This is a genomic window from Mycobacterium parascrofulaceum ATCC BAA-614 (assembly GCF_000164135.1).
Classification (GTDB): domain Bacteria; phylum Actinomycetota; class Actinomycetes; order Mycobacteriales; family Mycobacteriaceae; genus Mycobacterium; species Mycobacterium parascrofulaceum.
The window spans coordinates 1,899,366-1,918,879 of the sequence record NZ_GG770553.1 but is presented as its reverse complement, the minus strand read 5'-3'; the positions used below and the strand labels follow the sequence as shown (position 1 = coordinate 1,918,879).

General features: G+C 71.5%; 15 protein-coding genes and 1 pseudogene. 6 read left to right on the top strand and 10 right to left on the bottom strand.

Translation table 11 applies throughout. The features are described from left to right. Both HMPREF0591_RS08990 and HMPREF0591_RS08985 read right to left on the bottom strand, forming a co-directional pair. A partial coding sequence (locus HMPREF0591_RS08990) for a UPF0182 family protein (protein ID WP_007168175.1) occupies nucleotides 1–2,734 on the bottom strand: 2,734 nt, incomplete at its 3' end. Between the two features lie 74 nt (nucleotides 2,735–2,808). Further along, nucleotides 2,809–3,831: a YlbL family protein gene (locus tag HMPREF0591_RS08985; protein WP_007168174.1), complete on the bottom strand. Its 1,023-nt coding sequence runs from the start codon at nucleotides 3,829–3,831 to the stop codon at nucleotides 2,809–2,811. 77 nt (nucleotides 3,832–3,908) lie between these two features. Here HMPREF0591_RS08985 and HMPREF0591_RS08980 point away from each other — a divergent pair, with 77 nt between their 5' ends. The 3 genes and pseudogenes from HMPREF0591_RS08980 (at nucleotide 3,909) to HMPREF0591_RS08970 (ending at nucleotide 6,623) form a co-directional block, all read left to right on the top strand. Next, complete coding sequence (locus HMPREF0591_RS08980; protein ID WP_167310123.1) at nucleotides 3,909–5,270, top strand: zinc-dependent metalloprotease; 1,362 nt, start codon at nucleotides 3,909–3,911, stop codon at nucleotides 5,268–5,270. Nucleotides 5,271–5,442: 172 nt separating this feature from the next. Continuing rightward, complete coding sequence (locus HMPREF0591_RS08975) at nucleotides 5,443–5,670, top strand: hypothetical protein (RefSeq protein ID WP_007168172.1); 228 nt, start codon at nucleotides 5,443–5,445, stop codon at nucleotides 5,668–5,670. Between the two features lie 117 nt (nucleotides 5,671–5,787). Further along, nucleotides 5,788–6,623, top strand: a pseudogene (locus HMPREF0591_RS08970) (cyclodehydratase). A gap of 3 nt (nucleotides 6,624–6,626) precedes the next feature. On the opposite strand, the gene HMPREF0591_RS33035 reads toward HMPREF0591_RS08970, so the two are convergent. Beyond that, nucleotides 6,627–6,800 (bottom strand): hypothetical protein, encoded by a 174-nt coding sequence (locus HMPREF0591_RS33035; protein WP_007168169.1) that lies wholly within the window; start codon nucleotides 6,798–6,800, stop codon nucleotides 6,627–6,629. A gap of 74 nt (nucleotides 6,801–6,874) precedes the next feature. On the opposite strand from HMPREF0591_RS33035, the gene HMPREF0591_RS08965 reads away from it, so the two are divergent. After that, nucleotides 6,875–8,218 (top strand): macrolide-binding ATPase MABP-1, encoded by a 1,344-nt coding sequence (locus HMPREF0591_RS08965; protein WP_007168168.1) that lies wholly within the window; start codon nucleotides 6,875–6,877, stop codon nucleotides 8,216–8,218. Here the strand turns inward: HMPREF0591_RS08965 and HMPREF0591_RS08960 are convergent. From HMPREF0591_RS08960 to HMPREF0591_RS08955, 3 genes are all read right to left on the bottom strand, one after another. Beyond that, on the bottom strand, nucleotides 8,215–8,487 hold the full coding sequence (locus HMPREF0591_RS08960) for a WhiB family transcriptional regulator (RefSeq protein WP_007168167.1): 273 nt from the start codon (nucleotides 8,485–8,487) through the stop codon (nucleotides 8,215–8,217). The two genes, HMPREF0591_RS08965 and HMPREF0591_RS08960, sit on opposite strands and share 4 nt — an antisense overlap. 134 nt (nucleotides 8,488–8,621) lie before the next feature. Then, complete coding sequence (locus HMPREF0591_RS33030) at nucleotides 8,622–8,786, bottom strand: hypothetical protein (RefSeq protein WP_007168166.1); 165 nt, start codon at nucleotides 8,784–8,786, stop codon at nucleotides 8,622–8,624. A gap of 97 nt (nucleotides 8,787–8,883) precedes the next feature. Then, nucleotides 8,884–10,983, bottom strand: coding sequence for an ATP-dependent DNA helicase UvrD2 (locus HMPREF0591_RS08955; RefSeq protein WP_167310122.1), 2,100 nt, complete (start codon nucleotides 10,981–10,983; stop codon nucleotides 8,884–8,886). A 114-nt stretch (nucleotides 10,984–11,097) separates the two neighbouring features. On the opposite strand from HMPREF0591_RS08955, the gene mrx1 reads away from it, so the two are divergent. Both mrx1 and HMPREF0591_RS08945 read left to right on the top strand, forming a co-directional pair. After that, nucleotides 11,098–11,355 carry a mycoredoxin Mrx1 gene (mrx1, locus tag HMPREF0591_RS08950; protein ID WP_007168164.1) on the top strand — a complete coding sequence of 86 codons (258 nt, stop codon included), beginning with the start codon at nucleotides 11,098–11,100 and terminating at the stop codon, nucleotides 11,353–11,355. Nucleotides 11,356–11,437: 82 nt separating this feature from the next. After that, nucleotides 11,438–12,106: a sensor domain-containing protein gene (locus HMPREF0591_RS08945; protein WP_007168163.1), complete on the top strand. Its 669-nt coding sequence runs from the start codon at nucleotides 11,438–11,440 to the stop codon at nucleotides 12,104–12,106. 10 nt (nucleotides 12,107–12,116) lie between these two features. Here the strand turns inward: HMPREF0591_RS08945 and nudC are convergent, their stop codons facing one another. The 4 genes from nudC to HMPREF0591_RS08925 all read right to left on the bottom strand — a co-directional run. Then, the gene (gene nudC, locus HMPREF0591_RS08940) at nucleotides 12,117–13,049 is read right to left on the bottom strand and encodes an NAD(+) diphosphatase (RefSeq protein WP_007168162.1); all 933 of its coding nucleotides are present in this window, start codon (nucleotides 13,047–13,049) and stop codon (nucleotides 12,117–12,119) included. Nucleotides 13,050–13,161: 112 nt separating this feature from the next. After that, nucleotides 13,162–14,232 carry a potassium channel family protein gene (locus tag HMPREF0591_RS08935; RefSeq protein ID WP_007168161.1) on the bottom strand — a complete coding sequence of 357 codons (1,071 nt, stop codon included), beginning with the start codon at nucleotides 14,230–14,232 and terminating at the stop codon, nucleotides 13,162–13,164. Nucleotides 14,233–14,321: 89 nt separating this feature from the next. Further along, entirely contained in the window at nucleotides 14,322–17,600 is a 3,279-nt protein-coding gene (locus HMPREF0591_RS08930; protein ID WP_040622136.1) for an ATP-dependent helicase, read from the bottom strand. After that, the coding region (locus HMPREF0591_RS08925; RefSeq protein ID WP_007168159.1) for a UrvD/REP family ATP-dependent DNA helicase at nucleotides 17,597–19,514 on the bottom strand (1,918 nt) is incomplete at its 5' end. The genes HMPREF0591_RS08930 and HMPREF0591_RS08925, both read right to left, overlap by 4 nt.

The window sequence follows — 19,514 nt, the reverse complement described above, 5'->3', positions numbered from 1 at the left end:
TACCGCCGGCTTCGGTCGGCTGGATGCTTGTCGCGGCCGCCCCGGCGCCGGGGCCGAACAGCCCGGTCAGCGCGTCGCGCACGGTGGGGCCGTAGCCGATCTTGTCGTTGTACATCATCGCCACCCGGATCAGCCGGGGATACGACGAGGCGGCGTCGCTGGCCCCCGGGGAGGCGTAGACGGGTTCGACATACAGCAGCCCGCCCTGACCCACCGGCAGGGTCAGCAGGTTGCCCCAGCGGATCCGGTTCTGATTGTCGCGACCGATCACGCCGAGGTCCTGGGACACCGCCGGGTCGGTGGTGATGGCGTTGTTGGCCAGCTTCGGCCCGTTCACCTGACCCGGGATGGTCAGCACGGTGATCCTGCCGTACGTGGCCGGGTCGGAGCTGGCGCTGATGTAGGCGGCCAGATAGTCGCGCTTGAACCTGTTCATCGCGCTGGTCAGCTGATACGACGCCGTATTGTCCTGCTTCGCAATGTTTTTCGCGACGATGTAGTACGGCGGCTGATAGCTGCTGGCCGTCGGGTTCGGGTCCAGCGGCACGTCCCAGAAATCGGACGTGGAGAAGAACGTGACGGGGTCGTTGACGTGGTACTTGGCCAGCAGCATCCGCTGCACCTTGAACAGGTCCTCGGGGTAGCGCAGGTGCTCGGCGAGTTCGGGGGTGATGTCGCTCTTCGGCTTGACCGTGCCGGGGAAGACCTGCATCCACGCCTTGAGCACCGGGTCCTCTTCGTCCTGCTGGTACAGCGTGACGGTGCCGTCGTAGGCGTCCACCGTGGCCTTGACCGAGTTGCGGATGTAGGACACCTGCTTGTCGGGCGCGAGCTTGTTGAACGCCACCTCGTTGGAGTCGGCGGTGGCCGATTCGAGCGAGGTGAGTTCGGAGTAGGGGTAGTTGTCCAGCGTGGTGTAGGCGTCGATGATCCACACCAGTCGCTTGTTGACGATCGCCGGGTAGACCGAGCTGTCGGTGGTCAGCCACGGCGCCACCGCCTCCACCCGCCGCGCCGGGTCGCGGTTGAACAGGATCCGGCTGTTGGAGCCGATCACGTTGGAGAACAAGAAGTTTCGCTCCGCGAACTTGGCGGCGAACACGCTGCGGGACAACCAGTCGCCGACGGGCACTCCCCCGAGTCCGGTGTAGGTGTAGTTCTTGGTCTCGGCACTGGTCTCGTAGTCGTATTCGCGGTCGGCGCCGTTGCGGCCGACGATCGCGTAGTCGGCGGACGTGCTGGAGATGACGGGGCCGTAGTAGATACGCGGCTGGTCCAGCGGCGCCGGGCCGTCTGACACCACGTTGCCGTTGGCGCCGACGACGTTGACCAGGAATTCGGGGTAGCCGCCGTTCTGGTTGGGGTCGTTGGCGATTCCGCGCACCGTGTTGGCCGGCGAGGCGATGAACCCGTTGCCGTGGGTGTAGACGGTGTGCCGGTTGATCCAGTCCCGCTGGTTGTCGATCAGCCGGTCGGGGTTGAGTTCACGGGCGGCGACGACGTAGTCGCGCAGCGCGCCGGTGCGGTCGACGTACCGGTCGATGGACAGCTGGTCGGGGAAGTAGTAGAAGTTCTTGCCCTGCTGAAACTGGGTGAACGCCGGGCTGACGATGGTCGGGTCGAGCAGCCGGATGTTGGACGTGGTCGCCCGGTCGTCGGCCACCTGCTGCGCGGTGGCCTGCGTGTCGCCGGCGTAGGTGCGGTAGGTGACCACGTCCGACGTCAGCCCGTACGCCTGCCGCGTGGCCCCGATGCTGCGGCTGATGTATTCGCTTTCCTTCTGCGCCGCATTGGGTTTGACGCTGATCTGCTCGACGATCATCGGCCACGCGGCGCCCACGATCAGTGAGGACAGCAGCAGCAACACCAGGCCGATGGCCGGGATCCGCAGGTCCTTCAGGACGATCGCGGAGAACACCGCGGCCGCGCAGATCAGCGCGATCGCCATCAGGATCAGCTTCGCCGGCAGCACCGCGTTGATGTCGGTGTAGCCGGCGCCGGTGAACGGCTTGCCCCCGCGGGTGTGCGACAACAGCTCGTAACGGTCCAGCCAGTAGGCGACCGCCTTGAGCACCACCAGCAGCCCCACCACGGTCACCAGCTGGATGCGGGCCGAGCGGCTCAGCGCTCCGGTGCGGCCGGACAACCGGATCCCGCCAAAGATGTAGTGCGCCAACAGGTTGGCCACGAAGGCCAGGAACGTGGCCACGAACAGGTAGCTCAGCAGCAGCCGGTAGAACGGCAGGTCGAACGCGTAGAAGCCGAGGTCCTTGCCGAACTGCGGATCCCGGATGCCGAAGTCCCCGCCGTGCAGGAACAGTTGGATGCGCACCCAGTAGCTTTGCGCGATGATGCCGGCCAGCAGGCCGATCGCGACCGGGACGCCGATGCCCACCAGCCGCAGCCGGGAGAGGACGACCGCGCGGTAGCGGGCCACCGGATCGTTGTCGTTGCTCGGCACGAACACCGGGCGGGTGCGGTAGGCCACCGCGAGACCGGCGAACACGATGCCGCCAACCAACAGCCCGGCGACCAGAAACACGATGAACCGGGTGACCAGGACGGTGGTGAACACCGAGCGGTAGCCCAGCTCACCGAACCACAGCCAGTCCACGTACGCGTCGATCAGCCGGGGACCGGCGAGCAGCAAAGCGATCACACCCAGTGCGATCAGGATCAAAATCCGGCTGCGCCGAGTCAGCTTCGGCATCCGTGCGGTGGGCCGCATCCCCACTGGCTACGCTCCCTGCTTGGTTGATCGACGGTGACAACTCTACGCATCGCGTGACCCGCGATCCGCGTCGAGCTTCAGCAGCTCGGCGCCTGACCCCCCGACGTGATCGCGTGCAGCGCGTCGACCGCCTGGCTGAGCGTCTCCACCTTCACCAGGCGCATGCCGGAGGGGTTGTCCGAGTTCGCCTCGTAGCAGTTCTTGGCCGGCACCAGGAACACGGTGGCGCCCGCGGCGTGGGCGGCGACCATCTTGTGCGTGATGCCGCCGATCTGTCCCACCTTCCCATCGGCGGAGATGGTGCCGGTTCCCGCGATGAACTTCGATCCGGTCAGGTCACCGGTGGTCAGCTTGTCGACCACCGCCAGGCTGAACATCAGGCCGGCGGACGGCCCGCCGACGTTGGCGAGGTTGAAGTCGACGACGAACGGCGCCCAGGGCGCCGTGAGCACGGCGACACCCAGGAAGCCGTAGTCGCGATCCTTGTTCGCGCCCAGCGTAATTTGCACCACGCCGGCCGGCTCGTTCTTGCGCCGGTAATCGATCGTCACCGTCTGGCCGGGCTTGGTGCTCTTCAACAGCCCCGTGAACTGGTCGACGTCGGCGACCGGGGTCCCGTTGACCGCGTCGATCGCGTCGCCGCTCTTCAGCTTGCCCGCCGACGGGCCCGGGTCGCTGACCTTGGCGACCGTCACCGCCGCCGGGTATTTCAGGTAGCCGAGCGCCGCGTACTCGGCGCTGTCCTCCGACTCCTTGAAGTCCGCGGTGTTGGCCTTGTCGACCTCGTCGCGCGACTTGCCCGGCGGGTAGATCAGGTCGCGGGGCACCAACTGCTCCTGCCCCGACAGCCACAGCGTCAGCGCCTCGCCCAGGGTCAGTTCGTCCCGCTGGGACACCGTGGTCATGTTCAGGTGCCCCGTGGTCGGATGTGTCGCGGTGCCCTCGATCGCCACCACCTGCTTGCCGTCGACCTCGCCCAGCGTGTCGAAGGTGGGGCCGGGACCCAGGGAGACGAACGGCACCGTCACCACCGCGAGCAACACGCCGAAGACCAGGATCGGCACCAGCGCGACCATCAGGGTCAGAATCCGCCTGTTCACGCCGATTACACTAGACGGCGCACCACGCCGCCGGTTCAGCCACAAGCTGACCCGAGACCGCCCGCCCGGTTCCGCCGGTGAGTACCGTTGACGGTATGGCTGACCTGCCTTTCGGCTTCTCCTCAGGGGAAGACCCCGACAAACCCGGGAAGAAAGATCCCAATTCGGGCTCCGGCGGCTCCGATCCGTTCGGCGCATTCGGCATGGGCGACCTGGGACAGATCTTCACCCAGCTGGGCCAGATGTTTTCCAGTGCGGGCACCGTGATGGGCGGGGGCGAGCCGGCCGGACCGGTCAACTACGAGCTGGCCCGCCGGGTGGCCACGAACTCGATCGGGTTCGTCGCGCCCATCCCGGACACCACGCACTCGGCGATCGCCGACGCCGTGCACCTGGCCGAGACCTGGCTGGACGGCGCCACCGCGCTGCCCGCCGGCACCACCAAGGCGGTGGGCTGGACCCCGGCCGACTGGGTCGACAACAGCCTGCAGACCTGGAAGCGGCTGTGCGACCCGATGGCAGAACAGATTTCAACGGTGTGGGCGTCGTCGCTGCCCGAGGAGGCCAAGAGCATGGCCGGCCCGCTGATGGCGGTGATGTCGCAGATGGGCGGCATGGCCTTCGGCTCCCAGCTGGGCCAGGCCCTGGGCCGGTTGTCCCGCGAGGTGCTGACGTCGACCGACATCGGCCTGCCGTTGGGGCCCAAGGGCGTCGCCGCCGTCCTGCCCGCCGCCCTGGAGTCGTTCGCCGCCGGACTCGAGCAGCCCCGCAGCGAGATCCTGACGTTCCTCGCCGCCCGCGAGGCCGCCCACCACCGGCTGTTCAGCCACGTGCCGTGGTTGTCGAGCCAGGTGCTGGGCGCCGTCGAGGCCTACGCGCGGGGCATGCAGATCGACATGAGCGGGATCGAGGAGCTGGCCCGCGACTTCAACCCGGCGACGCTGTCCGACCCGGCCGCCATCGAAAACCTCTTGGGGCAGGGCGTTTTCGAGCCGAAGGCCACCCCGGCGCAGACGCAGGCGCTGGAACGCCTGGAGACGCTGCTCGCGCTGATCGAGGGCTGGGTGCAGGTGGTGGTGACCGCGGCCCTGGGCGATCGGATACCGGGCGCGGCCGCGCTCAGCGAGACGCTGCGCCGCCGCCGCGCCACCGGCGGCCCGGCCGAGCAGACCTTCGCCACGCTGGTGGGCCTGGAGCTGCGGCCCCGCAAGATGCGGGAGGCCGCCGCGCTGTGGGAGCGCCTCACCGAGGCCGCCGGCGTGGACGCCCGCGACGCGATCTGGCAACACCCCGACCTGCTGCCCGACGCCGAGGATCTCGACGAGCCGGCCGGCTTCATCGACCGGGTGATCGGCGGCGACACCAGCGGCATCGACGAGGCGATCGCCAAGCTCGAGGAAAATCCCGAGGACCCGGGCGCCGGCCCGGTCGACGGCTGACTGCGGCGGTCAGCCCGTACGACGAGACATTCGCGCACAACGCATTTCGCGCATCGTCCACGGCACCGCTCCAGAGTCGATCGAGACTTCCCGCACGGGTCGCCCGCCTCGGCCCGATGCCTTAGGCTGGCAACGCGATGCTGGCCAACGGACGCTAGACATAGGTGGGGAAATGCGGAAACAACCAATCATCGCTGCGGGGCTCGCGACAGCCGCCCTGGCGTTCAGCGCGGGGGTCGCGCACGCCGACCCGGCCCCCGACCCGAATGATCCCGGCAACATAGCCAACTGGCCCTGCGGCGTGACGGTCGGACCGGTCACGACGACGACCGGAACGATCATCGGGGTCCGCGGCGGCAAGCCATGCCCGCCGCCACCGCCGCCGGCCGAACAACCCTGACGGTTACGGCCAGTTCGAGCCCACGGCAACGCCCGGGCTGTTGATCCTCGGGTCCGCCGGCGGTGCTGTGGATAACTGACCGGGCCCATCGCCTCCGGCGTGGCACAGTCGGCGTTCATGCCGCAGACTCTCTACGCGCTGGACCCGGCGATGCCGGTGTTGCTGCGGCCCGACGGCGCGGTCCAGGTGGGCTGGGATCCGCGCCGCGCCGTGCTGGTCCGTCCGCCCGGCGGCCTGGCGGCCGCGGAGCTGGCCGCCTTGCTGCGGTCCATGCGGTCACCGATGCCGCTCCCGGAACTCCAGCGGCGGGCCGCCGACCGCGGCCTGCGCGACGCCGGGGGCTGACCGACCTGGTCGCCCGGCTGGTCGGCGCGGGCGTCGCGACCGAATGCGCGAAGTCGCGCGGTAGGGCGCCGTCCATCCGGATCCACGGCCGCGGGCCGCTCTCCGAGTTGCTCGTCGAGGCGCTGCGCTGCTCGGGCGCCCGCATCGCCCACAGCCGCCAGCCGCACGCCGGCGTGACGGCCGGCGCCGTCGACCTGGTCGTGCTGTCCGACTACCTGGTCGCCGATCCGCGCATGGTCCGCGACCTGCACGCCCGGGGCGTCCCGCACCTGCCGGTCCGGGTCCGCGACGGCGTCGGGCTGGTCGGCCCGCTGGTCATCCCGGGCACGACGAGCTGTCTGACCTGCGCCGACCTGCACCGTCGGGACCGCGACGCCGCGTGGCCGGCGATCTCGGCGCAGCTGCGGGAAACCATCGGCGTCGCCGACCGGGCCACCCTGCTGGCGACCGCCGCGCTCGCGCTCAGCCAGGTCAACCGGGTGATCGCCGCCGTCCGCCGGCAGGAGGCGGTCCCGCCCCAAACGCTGAACGCCACACTGGAATTCGACCTCGTTGCCGGCGCGATCGTCGCGCGGCACTGGACCCGGCACCCGCTGTGTGCGTGCTGAAACCTAGCCCAGCCGCCCCTGTTCCGGGACGTTCGCCGACACCGACCCGTAGGCCGTGGCGAGCTCGTGCAGGACCTCCGCGGTCAAGGTGCCGTCGTTGCGGTGTTTGTCCAGCGTCTCGATGATCGCCCTGAACAGGGAGTCCGCCGCGTCGTGCTGCGATTGCTTTGCTGCCATGGGGGACAACCTAGGGCGCGACGCCGCCGGGTACCGGGTGTTGCGAAGATCAAGCGCGAGCGGGGCCGGCCGTCATGGATGATGGATGCGTGGCAGACATCAAACGCGGCCGTGCGGCGCGGAACGCCAAGCTGGCCAGCATCCCGGTCGGCTTCGCGGGCCGGGCCGCTCTCGGCTTCGGTAAACGGCTGACCGGCAAGTCGCGGGACGAAGTCCAGGCCGAGCTGATGGAGAAAGCCGCCAACCAGCTGTTCACCGTGTTGGGCGAGCTCAAGGGCGGGGCGATGAAGGTCGGCCAGGCCCTGTCGGTCATGGAGGCCGCCATCCCCGACGAGTACGGCGAGCCGTACCGCGAGGCGCTGACCAAGCTGCAGAAGGACGCCCCGCCGCTGCCCGCCAACAAGGTGCACCGCGTGCTCGACGGCCAGCTGGGCACCAAGTGGCGGGAGCGGTTCAGTTCGTTCGACGACAAGCCCATCGCCTCGGCCAGCATCGGCCAGGTGCACAAGGCGGTCTGGGCCGACGGCCGCCCGGTGGCCGTCAAAATCCAGTACCCGGGCGCCGACGAGGCGCTGCGCGCCGACCTCAAGACCATGCAGCGGATGGTGGGCGTCGTCAAACAGCTCGCCCCCGGCGCCGACGTCCAGGGCATCGTCGACGAACTCGTCGAGCGCACCGAGATGGAACTCGACTACCGGCTGGAGGCCGACAACCAGCGCGCCTTCGCCAAGGCCTACGAAGGCCACCCGCACTTCGCGATACCACACGTCGTGGCCAGCGCGCCCAAGGTCGTCGTCCAGGAGTGGATCGAGGGGCTGCCGCTCGCCGAGATCATCCGCGACGGGACCCGCGAGCAGCGCGACCTGATCGGCACCCGGTTGCTGGAGCTGACCTTCGACGCGCCGCGCCGGCTGGGAATGCTGCACGGTGACGCGCACCCGGGCAACTTCATGCTGCTCCCGGACGACCGGATGGGCGTCATCGACTTCGGCGCGGTCGCGCCGCTGCCCGGCGGCTACCCCATCGAACTCGGCATGACGATCCGCCTGGCCCGCGACAAGAACTACGACCTGCTGTTGCCGACGATGGAGAAGGTGGGCTTCATCCAGAAGGGCCAGCAGGTGTCGGTGCGCGACATCGACGAGATGCTGCGCCAGTACGTCGAGCCCATCGAGGTCGACGTTTTCCACTACACCCGCAAGTGGCTGCAGCGGATGACGGTGGGCCAGATCGACCGGTCGGTGTCGCAGATCAAGACGGCCCGGCAGATGGACCTGCCGCCCAAGCTGGCCATCCCGATGCGCGTCATCGCGTCGGTCGCCGCCATCCTGTGCCAGCTGGACGCGCGGGTGCCGATCAAGGCGCTCTCCGAGGAGCTGATCCCCGGCTTCGCCGAGCCGGACAGCGCGATCGTCTAGGCCGCGACGCCGTCTTTGCGCGGGCGTCCGCGCGGCCGTTTGAAGCTCAAAATCGAGCCCCTGTCGAGGATTTCGCCGCCCCACACGCCCCACGGCTCGGCCCGCTCCAGCGCTGACGCCAGGCACTGGCGCCGGATCGGGCAGCCCGCGCAGAGCGCCTTGGCGCGCTCGAGGTCGGCCGGGATATCGGCGAACCAGAGGTCCGGGTCCCCGGCGTGACACGGCAACACCGGCGACGACGGCTGCCTGGAGACTGTCAGTGCCGACATGTCCTGCTCACCTGCTTCCTGGTCGGGGCTTTGATCTTCGGTGATCCGGACCGGGGAGCGGGCTCGCGCCCGAAAAGACTGTGGCCACGGATCCTTGACTTCGGGTCCGTGGCCATTCGGTGAAAACCGGGGTGTTACGTAGCCATTCGGTGGACCTCGAGTCCTGCGGACGCGTTCGTCGCGGCGGCGGCGCGATGCTTCAACGCCTTTGCCGAACCGGCAGCGTCGGCACTGTGGGCGGCATGCTTCAACGTGGCCGCCGCGGCGGCCACGTCCATACCGAACGCGTCGTTGATCATCGTGGCCACCTCCCTTCGTCGTGCCAGAACGCAGCTTCGAGGGTAAACCGTCGCGGATGCCCGGGACAAACGATTTTCTGACCTGCGCCTTTGCCGGTCAGCCGCCGCGCACCAGCTCCAGCACGTCGGGCCCGTACTGCTCGAGCTTGCGCGCGCCGATGCCCGGGATCGCGATCAGCGCGTCCTCGTCGCCGGGGCGCAACTCGGCGATCGCGATCAGCGTGTTGTCGGTGAAGACGACGTACGCGGGCACCTTCTGCTCCTTGGCGACGTCCAGCCGCCACGCCTTGAGCCGCAGCAGCAATTCCTCGTCGACGTCGCCCGCACAGGTTTCGCAGCGCCGCAGCATCACCGCCGCGGCGGTGGCCAGGTCCTTGTTGCAGACCCGGCAGCGCGCCGCCGGGCCCCGGTTGCGCCGGGATTTGGTGGGGCCGGCGTCGGCGCGCGCCTGCGGCGCAATCCCGTTGAGGAACCGCGACGGCTTGCGGCCCTGCCGTCCGCCGGGGCTGCGGGCCAACGCCCAGCTGAGGGCCAAATGCGTTCGCGCCCTGGTGATCCCGACGTAGAGCAGCCGGCGCTCCTCCTCGACGGCCTCGCTTTCGGGGCCGTGCGCCAACGCGTGCGAAATGGGCAGCGTGCCGTCGGCCAACCCGACCAGGAACACCGCATCCCACTCCAGGCCCTTGGCGGCGTGCAGCGAGGCCAGCGTGACGCCCTGCACCACGGGCGGGTGCCGCGCGTCGGCGCGCAGCCGCAGTTCGGCCAGCAGGCCCGCAAGGTCCAGCTGCGGGCGCTGGGCCACCTCGTCGTCGACCAATTCGGCCAGCGCGGTCAGCGCCTCCCAGCGCTCGCGGACGCGGGTGCCGACCGGCGGCTCGGCCGTCAACCCCAGCGGCTCCAGGACCGCCCGCACGACGGCCGGCAGCGGACCCTCGGCGCCGCGCTCGGCCGCGCGCTGCAGCGCCAGCAGCGCCTGCTTGATCTCCTGGCGGGTGAAGAATCCCTCGCCGCCGCGGACCTGATAGGGGATGCCCGCCTCGGTCAGCGCCTCCTCGTAGGCCTCGGACTGGGCGTTGACCCGGTACAGCACCGCGATCTCCGACGGCGGGGTGCCCGCCTCGATCAACCGGGCGATCGACGCGGCGACCGCGGCGGCCTCGGCCGGTTCGTCGGGGTTCTCGCGGAACGACGGCGCCGGACCCGGCGGGCGCTGCCCCACCAGGTGCAGCTTGCTGCCGGCCACCCGGCCACGCGCGGCGGCGATCACCTGGTTGGCCAGCGACACCACCTGCGGGGTGGAGCGGTAGTCGCGCTCCAGGCGAACCACGGTGGCGTCGGGGTAGCGGCGCGAGAAGTCGAGCAAAAACCGCGGCGAGGCCCCGGTGAACGAATAGATGGTCTGGTTGGCATCGCCGACCACGGTCAGGTCGTCGCGGTCGCCCAGCCACGCCTGAAGCACCCGCTGCTGCAGGGGCGTGACGTCCTGGTATTCGTCGACGACGAAGCAGCGGTAGCGGCCGCGGAACTCGTCGGCCACGGCCGCGTCGTTCTCGATGGCGGCCGCGGTGTGCAGCAGCAGATCGTCGAAGTCGAGCAGCGTCACCGATTCGTCGCGGACCTTCAGCGCCTCGTAGGCGGCGTACACGGTGGCGACCCGGGCGGCGTCCAGCGGGATGTCCCGCCCCGCGGCGGCCACCGCGGCCGGGTACTCCTCGGGGCCGATCAGCGAAGCCTTGGCCCACTCGATCTCCCCCGCCAGGTCACGGACGTCGTCGGTGCTGGCGTTGATCCGGCTGCGGCTGGCCGCCCGCGCCACCACCGCGAACTTGGTGTCCAGCAGCTGCCAGCCGGTGTCACCGACCACCCGCGGCCAGAAGTACCGCAGCTGCCGGTGCGCGGCGGCGTGAAACGTCAGGGCCTGCACCCCGCCGACGCCGGTGTCCGTGCCCGCGGCGGCGTCCAGCGTCCGCAGCCGGGAACGCATCTCTCCCGCCGCCCGCTGGGTGAACGTGACCGCCAGCACCTGCCCGGCGGCCACGTGGCCGCTCGCCACCAGCTGCGCGATCCGGTGGGTGATGGTGCGGGTCTTGCCCGTTCCGGCGCCCGCGAGGACACACACCGGTCCGCGCGGAGCCAGCACCGCCTCGCGCTGCTCGTCGTCCAGTCCGGCGGTCAGGGCGTCGGCGACCATCGGCATGGCGTCCATCTTGGCAGCGGCGGCCGACAAAGGTGCCCCCGCCCAGCGCGCGTCGGCGAGTTGTCGCGGCGCCGCGGCGCGGAACACATCGCCGCCCGGCTACGTTAACGAGCTATGACCACTGCTCCGATCACCGTTTACACGACGTCATGGTGTGGCTACTGCCACCGGCTGATGAGCGTGTTGAAGTCCAACGGAATCCCTTACGAGGCGGTGGACATCGAACACGACCCCGCGGCGGCCGAGTTCGTCGGCTCGGTCAACGGCGGCAACAGGACCGTTCCGACGGTGAAGTTCGCCGACGGGTCGACGCTGACCAACCCGAGCGCGGCCGAGGTCAAGGCCAAGCTGGCCGAAGCGGGCGCCGGATAGGGCCGCGGGGCCACACCGACACGCCGCCGGCGCCGACCATGTGCCACGCCCGCCGCCGACCCGGGCCTTAACATTGGGGACCATGGCGTCGAGTCTTCGGTCCGGCCGTTCGCTCCGGCGTCTGTCGGCGGCCGGGGCGGCCTGGGCCGCGATCGCCTGCGTGGCCGCGGCGTGCTCGCACTCCCCGACCGGCACGACGGGGGCCCCTTCCGCCCACGCCTACGCCGAGTCGCTGGTCATCAGCCTCGACGAGGCCCGCCGCATCGCCAATTTCGAAGGCCTGCAACCGTATTCGTATGCCGACCGCGACGATCCGCCGCGGGAGACCGTCGGCAATCCGCCGGGTCCGTGCCGGGCGGTGGGAGCCACGGACCTCACCTTCGCCGGCGGGTGGAAAGAGTATCGTTCGGTCGGCTACAGCGGCTCGACCGACGACTTGCGGCCGGGCGGCATCGCGCCGATCAACGAGGTCACCAACGCCGTCGTGGTCTATCCGGACGCGGCCACCGCGCGGGGGGCCCTCAACCAGTTGCACTCCACCCTGGACCAGTGCATCTCCCTGCACCACAGCGCCTACGATTTCGCGCTCAACAAGCCGGACACCGAGACGCTCAAGCTCGACTCCGACGGATGGGTCCACCTGTACACGGTCAGGTCGTCGGTGCTGGTGTCCGTCGGCGTGCTCGGCATCGAACCGACCCAGCAGGTCGCCAACAACCTCCTGCAGACGGTGACCGGCCGCATCAAGTAGCGGCGCCGGATCAGTCGACCGCCGCCCAGGATTCGATGATCACGCGCGCGATCGAAACGGATCCCGGCAGCAGCAGTTTCGAGTCGGCGGAGCTGGACCAGTCGCCGGCGGCCAGCGCCTCACGCACCTCGTCGCGGGTGAACCAGGCCGCCTCGACGATCTCCCCGTCGTTGAAGGAGAAGCCCTCGCCCGGGTCGGCGATGGCGTGGAAGCCGACCATCAGTGAACGCGGGAACGGCCACGGCTGGCTGCCCAGGTAGCGCACGTCGCGGACGGTCAACCCGATTTCCTCGCGGATCTCGCGGGCGACGCAGGCTTCGAACGATTCACCGGCCTCGACGAACCCGGCCAGCAGCGAGAACATCCGCTCCGGCCACACCGCCTGGCGGGCCAGCACCGCGCGGTCGCCGCCGTCGTGGACGAGGCAGATCACGGCCGGGTCGATGCGCGGGAACTCCTCGTGGCCGGTGACGGGATTGACCCGCGCCCAGCCCGCCCGCGCCGGCCGGGTCGGCGAGCCGTCCACCGAGCTGAACCGCGCGGAGTCATGCCAGTTGAGCAGCGCCACGGCCGACGAGACCAGTTGACTGCTGGTGTCGTCGAGGATCGCGCCAAGGCCGCGCAGGTTCACCACCTCGGCGCGCACGTCCGGGTCCTCGGGCGCCTCGAGGGCGCCGCGGATGGCCCACACGTGCCGGTCGTTGTCGATGCGTCCCAGAAACACCGCCTCCGGTGGCGGCTTGTCGGCCAGCTTGGCCGCGGAGCCGAGCACCACCCGGCCGTCGGCGACCAGCACCTGACTGCGCGAATCCACCCGCAACAGTGCCGCGTCCGCCCAGCCGGCGGTGGCCGCCTCCACGTCGGTGCGCAACTGGTCGGCCCGGTCGGCCCCGACGCGCGAGAGCAACGGAACCTCCCGCAGCCGAAAGTCCGCGATCGCCACTAGTGCCTCCCCGAGTGGCGACCCGCTTCGACCGGCATCGCCGCTCTCGCGATCGCCACTAGTGCCCCGTGGCGACCCGCTTCGACCGGCATCGCCGCTCTCGCGATCGCCACTAGTGCCCCGCGTGGCGGATGTAGAGCAGCCGGTCGTTGGCCTCGACCGCGTCCACCTCGGGCGCGCCGATGCGCAGCAGGCGGCCGTCGCGCACCACGCCGAGGACGATGTCGCGCAGATGCCGCGGCGAGCCGCCGACTTCGGTCGGTTCCACCTCCCGCTCGGCGATCGCCAGCCCGACGTCCGGGGTCAGCAGGTCCTCGATCATCTCCACGACGCTGGGTGTGCTGGTGGCCAGGCCGAGCAGCCGGCCGGCGGTCGCCGAGGAGACCACCACGGAGTCGGCGCCGGATTGCTGGAGCAGGTGCTGGTTCTCGGCCTCCCGGATCGACGCCACGATCTTGGCGTTGGGGGCGAGCTCGCGTGCCGTCAAGGTCACCAGGACGGCGGTGTCGTCGCGGCTGGTGGCGACGATGATCGACGCGGCGTGCTGCGCCCCGGCGAGCCGCAGCACGTCGGCCTTGGTGGCGTCGCCGTGCACGGTGACCAGCCCCGCGGTGGCGGCGTGCTCGAGAGCGGTGCGGTCGGTGTCGACGACGACGACGTCGCCCTGGGCGGCCTCGTCACCGAGGATGGCGGCGACCGCCGTCTTGCCCTTGGTGCCGTAGCCGATCACGATCGTGTGGTTGCGCACTCTGCTCCTCCAACGCTGAATCTTCCACCCTTGGCGGGACCGCTCGGAGAGCACCTCGAGGGTCGTGCCGACCAACACGGCCAGGAACGCGATCCGCAGCGCGGTGAAGATCAGGGTGTGCACCAAACGCGCGGTCTCGGTGAACGGGGTGATGTCGCCGTACCCGGTCGTCGACAGCGACACCGCCGAGAAGTACAGGCAGTCCAGGAAGGTCAGCGGCTGGCCCCGCACGTCGCGGTACCCGTTGCGGTCGACGTAGACGATGACGGCCGCGGCGATCAGCACCACCAGCGCGATGGCCACGCGGCGGGTGATGACGCGGATGGGGCTGGCGTGGTCCTCGGGGATGCGCACCACGCCGACCAATTGGTGGCCTCGCTGCGCGGTCAGCGCCTCGTCCAGACCGTTCAGTTGGCGGGATCTACCGTTGCGCACGGCGGTCCGTCATCGGCTCGACGCCAGCGCGGGAGACAGCACGACTCAATGTAACCACGACCGCGAGCCCGGTACTCGGCCAGCGCGGGTCACCCGGCGGCGGGGCCCGCCAGCAACCCGGCCAGTTCGGCGGGGGCGGGCAGATCACCGGGGGCCACCGTGGCGCGCGCACGCACGTAATAGAAGGCCGTCCGCACCGACGATTCCGGCATCCCGGACAGCGCGGCCCACGCCAAGCGGTACACCGCGAGCTGCACGGCGGCCTGGCGCATGGCCTCCGGCCCGCGCGGCGGCTCGCCGGTCTTCCAGTCCACGACCGTGGCACCGCCGTCGGGGTCGGCGAACACCGCGTCGATGCGTCCGCGCACCAGGGTCTCACCGATCGGCATCTCGAACGGCACCTCGACGGCGATCGGGGTGCGCGCCGCCCACGGCGATTCGGTGAATGCCGCCCGCAACGCGCCCAGCTCGGGGGTGTCGCCGATGTCGGCGTCCGCCGCGCCCGGCAGGTCGGCGAGATCGAACAGGCTCTCGGCTCCGTAGAACCGCTGGACCCAGGCGTGAAAAGCGTTGCCCAGCAAGGCATGCGGATCGGGCCGGGTCGGCAGCCGATGCCTGAGCCGCTGCGCGGCGCCGGCGGGGTCGCGGGCCAGGTCCACCAGGCCGCTGACCGACAGCTGCCCGGGCAACGCCCGGCTGGGTGGCTCCGCCGACCGGGCGCGTTCGGCGAGCAAGGCGTCGACGTCGGCGGCCCAGCCCTCGACGTCGACAGTGTTCTCCTGCGGGTCGCCCGACATCGCCCGGGCCACCAGGTCCGCGCCGCGTTCGACATCGCCGCGGCGGCCGGCCGGCGGGTCGGCCGGCCAGATGGCCTCGACGGTGTTGTCACGCAACGGGTTCGGGTCGCCGTCGGCCGGCGCGGGCGCCCATTGGTCCACCACCCCACAGGGCGCCCCGGCCGCGGCCGAACGGTCGATGACGTTCTTGATTTCGCACAGGAAGTCCGAGGGCCCGCGCGGCTTGATCCCGGTGGCTCCCCAATGGTGACCCGACACCAGCAGGGTGTCCTCCGCCCGGGTGACGGCGACATACAACAGCCGGCGCTCCTCGTCGACCCGCCGCTGGTCGAGCTGGCGGCGATGCTCGGAGATCGTGTCCGACAACTGCTTTCGATTGGTGACAGCCGAGACGTCCAACACCGGTACGCCCAGTGCCCCCGCCGCGGCCCGGTCGCCCCGCAGCAGCGGCGGCAGCTCGGCCGCGTCGGTGAGCCAGGTGGTCCTGGACGCCGCCGACGGGAAGACGCCGCCCGACAGGTGCGCCACCGCCACCACCTGCCATTCCAGCCCCTTCGCGGAGTGCACCGTGAGCACCTGGACGCGGTCGCGCGCGGCCACCGATGGGGCCGGCGGCAAACCGTTCTCGACGGTTTCCGCCACATCCAGGAACGCCAACAGGCCCGCCACCGACGCCGTTGGGCAGCGGTCGGCCGCGCCCGCGAGTTCGACCCGTTCGGCGTAACCGGCGACGACGTCGGCGAACGCGTCGAGGTGCTCGGTGCCGGCCCAGCCCGCGTTCGCTCCCGCCGCGGCGCGGACGTCGCAGTCGACGCCCAGCGCGCGGCGCACCTCGGCGACCAGATCGGGCAGGGAGTGACCCAGGTGGCCGCGCAGCGCGCGCAGTTCGGCGGCCAACGCGGTGATGCGCCGATATCCCGCGGCCGAATACCCGTCGGCCGGGCCGGGGTCGGCGAGCGCGTCGGCCAGGCACGGGGTGTCGGCGTCGTGGCCGGCGGCGAGCGCGATTGATTCCGGCGACCCTTCCCCGCCCGGGCCTTCGCCGAGTTGCCGGGCGCGCCGCCACAGCGCGGCGATGTCCCGGCCCCCGAGGCGCCAGCGTGGACCCGTGAGCACCCGCATGGCCGCCGCGCCCGCGGTCGGGTCGGCGACGAGTCGCAGCATGGCGACGACGTCGGCCACCTCGGGGACCGACAGCAGCCCCGCCAGCCCGACGACCTCGACGGGGAGCCCGCGGGCGCGCAGGGCGTCGGCGATGGGGGCGGCGTCGGCGTTGCGGCGCACCAGGACGGCGGCGGTCGGCGGGCCCGCGCCGTCGGCCTGGGCCGCCCGGTACCGCGCGGCGAGCTCGTCGGCGATCCACTCCCGCTCGGCCTGCACGTCGGGAAGCAGTGCGCAACAGACGGTCCCGGGCGGGGCGTCCGGACGCGGCCGCAACGGGCGCACCGCGACCGACCGGCGGCGCGCCTCCGCCGATATGGCGTTGGCCAGTGCCAGGGTGCGTGGCGGGTTGCGCCAGCTGGTCCGCAGCTCCAGGACGGGGGCGGGCGTGCCGTCGGCCCGGGGGAAGTCGGTGGCAAAGCGCGGCAGGTTGGTCGCCGAGGCGCCCCGCCAGCCGTAGATCGACTGAATCGGGTCGCCGACCGCCGTCAGGGCCAGCCCGTCGTCCACGCCGCCGCCGAACAACGCCGACAGGGCGACCCGCTGGGCGTGGCCGGTGTCCTGGTACTCGTCGAGCAGCACCACCCGGTAGCGGCCGCGCAGCTCCTCGCCGACCTGCGGGAAATTCGCGGCCAGCCGTGCCGCGCTGGCCATCTGGACGCCGAAGTCCATGGTTTTGGCGGCGCGCATGCGCGCGTCGAGCGCGTCCAGCAGCGGGACCAGCTCGGCGCGCTGGGTCTGGGTGGCCAGCAGGCGCAGCAGCCACTGGCTGGGGCCGCGGTCGCGCTGATAGGGGCCCGCCGGCAGGGTGTGGATCAGCCGCTCCAGCTCCACGTGGGTATCGCCGAGCTGGCGGGTGTCGACCAGGTGTTCGGCCAGCTGGCCCCACAACCGCAGCACCATGGACGTGATCGCGGCCGGCGTCTTGTCGGTGCGCAGCTCCCCCCGGTACCCGCTGACCACGTCGAAGGCCAGCTGCCAGAGCTCGGTCTCGCCGAGCAGCCGGGTGTCGGGCTCGACGGGCAGCAACAACCCGTAGTCGCGGATCAGCGAACCGGCGAACGCGTGGTAGGTGCTGACCGTCGGGGCGCCCGCCGGTTCCGCGGGGGCCGGGCCGTCGGGCCCCAAGCCGACGCCGGCCAACCTCGCCAGCCGGGACCGCACGCGGCGCAGCAGCTGTCCGGCGGCTTTGCGGGTGAACGTCAGGCCCAGCACCTGGCCGGGTTCGGCGTAGCCGTTGGCGATGAGCCACACCACCCGCGCGGCCATGGTCTCGGTCTTGCCGGCACCGGCGCCCGCGATGACGACCAGTGGCCCGGGCGGGGCGGCGATGACGGCGGCCTGCTCTTCGGTGGGCGGGAAAAGTCCGAGCGCATCGGCCAATTCGGCGGGGCTGAAGCGCGGGATCATTGCGCCGCCCCGTCGGCGTGGGCGGGGCACGAGGGCCGCAGCGGGCAGTGCGAGCAGCCGTCGTTGCGCCGGGCGACGAACCGCGGCCCGGCGGTCGCCTCGGCCGCGCGCCGGACCAGCCGGCGCCATTCGTCGCGCGCGGCCGGTGTCAGCGGGTCCTGCTCGCGTTCGGTGACACCGGAGGCCCCGGTCTTGCCGAGGTAGACCAGCCGCGCGCCACCGGGTTCGGTGCCCGCGTCGACCAAGCCCTCGGCCACCGCCAGCTGATACATCGCCAGCTGGGCGTGCTGTTGGGCGTCGTCCTTGCTGACCGGGGTCTTGCCGGTCTTGATGTCGACGATGACCAGCCGGCCGGCGGCGTCGCGCTCCAACCGGTCGACCCGGCCGCGCAGCCGGACTTCCCCCCGATCACCGGACGCCGCCAGGGCACCGTCGATCTCGACCTCGACGCCCACCTCGGTCAGCGCGCCCCGGGTCTGCGCCCGCCACTCGAGGAAGGCCTCGATCATCGCGCGGTGCCGCGCCAGCTCGTTCGCCGAATGCCACTCGGCCTCGAAGGGCAGGTGCCGCCACGCGCGGTCCAGCTCGGCCAGCAATTCGGACTCAGTGCGCCCCGGTTCGGCGAGAAGGGCGTGCAGCAACGAACCGATCGTGGAGCGCAGAGCACGCGGGTTGGTGCCGCCATGGCGTTCGGCCAGCCAGCGCAGCGGGCAGTCGTTGAGCATCTGCAGGGTCGACGGGGTCAGCGTCACGGCATCGTCGCCGCCGCACAGCGGTTCGGCGGTGCTGACGGGGACCAGGCCGTGCCAGCTCGCCGGGTCGGCGCCCGCCACGCCGGCGCGGGCCAGGCGCGCCAATTGCGTTGCCGCGCAGGCGCGATCGGCGTCATCCACGGTGCCGTCGGGGGCGCACACGACACCGCGCAGCCGGCCGACCAGCGCCGCCGCCGACAGCACCCGCGGCGCCGAAACGGGTTGCGACGCTGCGGCATCGGCGTCGTCGCCGGCCCACTGCGCGACCTCGTAGTAGAACGTCGACGGCAGCGCCGCCTCCCCGTCCGCGCCGCCCGGGTCGCCGTCCACGGCGGTCACCAACAGCCGGCGGCGCGCGCGGCCCATCGCCGCCACCAGCAGCCGCCGCTCCTCGGCCAGCAGCGGCGCCCGCACCGACGCGTCGCCGGTGACGCCGTCCAGCACATCCAGCAGCCGCTGGGTGCCCAGCACACCGCCGCGCGGAACCGTGTTGGGCCACAACCCCTCCTGGAGCCCGGCGATGACCACCAGGTCCCATTCGTGTCCCAGCGCGGCGTGCGCGCTGAGCACCCGGACCTGCTCCACGGTTGACACCGGCTCCTGGCGCACGCCCGGCAGGTGCAGCGCGGCGACGTGGTCGACGAGCCCGCGCAACGACGCGCCCGACGTGCGCGACACGTACTGATCGGTGATGTCGAACAGTGCGGTCACCGCGTCCAGGTCGCGGGTGGCCTGCGCGCCGGCGGGGCCGCCGCGCTCGGCGGCCGACAGCCAGCGCCGCTGCAGGCCGGATCGGTGCCACGCCGCCCACAGGGTGTAGCGCGGGTCTTGGCCCGCGCGATGGCAGCGCGCGGCGGCATCCAGCACCGCGCGCACCCGCTGCACCGGGCGGAATTGCGGACCCACAGGCGGCGCGGCACCGGCCAACGTGTCGGCCAGCAGGTCCGCAAAATCCCCCGGCGCCCGATCGGGGTGGGCGCGCTGCAGCGTTCGGCGCAGCTGCCGCAGCGAGACCGGGTCGACGCCACCGATCGGGCCGGTCAGCAACGCCAGGGCGCGTTCGCCGTCGAGCCCGTCGGCGGTGGCCGCCAGGACGGTGAGCAGCGCCCGGGCGGCCGGCTCCTCCGACAGCGGGCCGCCCGCCGCGGGAGCGGCCACCGGC

What these genes read in the sequence shown, in the direction of transcription:
- HMPREF0591_RS08975 (WP_007168172.1), top strand. Translation starts at nt 5,443, where the DNA reads ATGCGGAAACAACCAATCATCGCTGCGGGGCTCGCGACAGCCGCCCTG.
- HMPREF0591_RS33035 (WP_007168169.1), bottom strand. Translation starts at nt 6,800, where the DNA reads ATGGCAGCAAAGCAATCGCAGCACGACGCGGCGGACTCCCTGTTCAGG.
- HMPREF0591_RS08965 (WP_007168168.1), top strand. Translation starts at nt 6,875, where the DNA reads ATGGATGATGGATGCGTGGCAGACATCAAACGCGGCCGTGCGGCGCGG.
- HMPREF0591_RS08960 (WP_007168167.1), bottom strand. Translation starts at nt 8,487, where the DNA reads ATGTCGGCACTGACAGTCTCCAGGCAGCCGTCGTCGCCGGTGTTGCCG.
- HMPREF0591_RS33030 (WP_007168166.1), bottom strand. Translation starts at nt 8,786, where the DNA reads ATGATCAACGACGCGTTCGGTATGGACGTGGCCGCCGCGGCGGCCACG.
- HMPREF0591_RS08955 (WP_167310122.1), bottom strand. Translation starts at nt 10,983, where the DNA reads ATGCCGATGGTCGCCGACGCCCTGACCGCCGGACTGGACGACGAGCAG.
- mrx1 (WP_007168164.1), top strand. Translation starts at nt 11,098, where the DNA reads ATGACCACTGCTCCGATCACCGTTTACACGACGTCATGGTGTGGCTAC.
- HMPREF0591_RS08945 (WP_007168163.1), top strand. Translation starts at nt 11,438, where the DNA reads ATGGCGTCGAGTCTTCGGTCCGGCCGTTCGCTCCGGCGTCTGTCGGCG.
- HMPREF0591_RS08930 (WP_040622136.1), bottom strand. Translation starts at nt 17,600, where the DNA reads ATGATCCCGCGCTTCAGCCCCGCCGAATTGGCCGATGCGCTCGGACTT.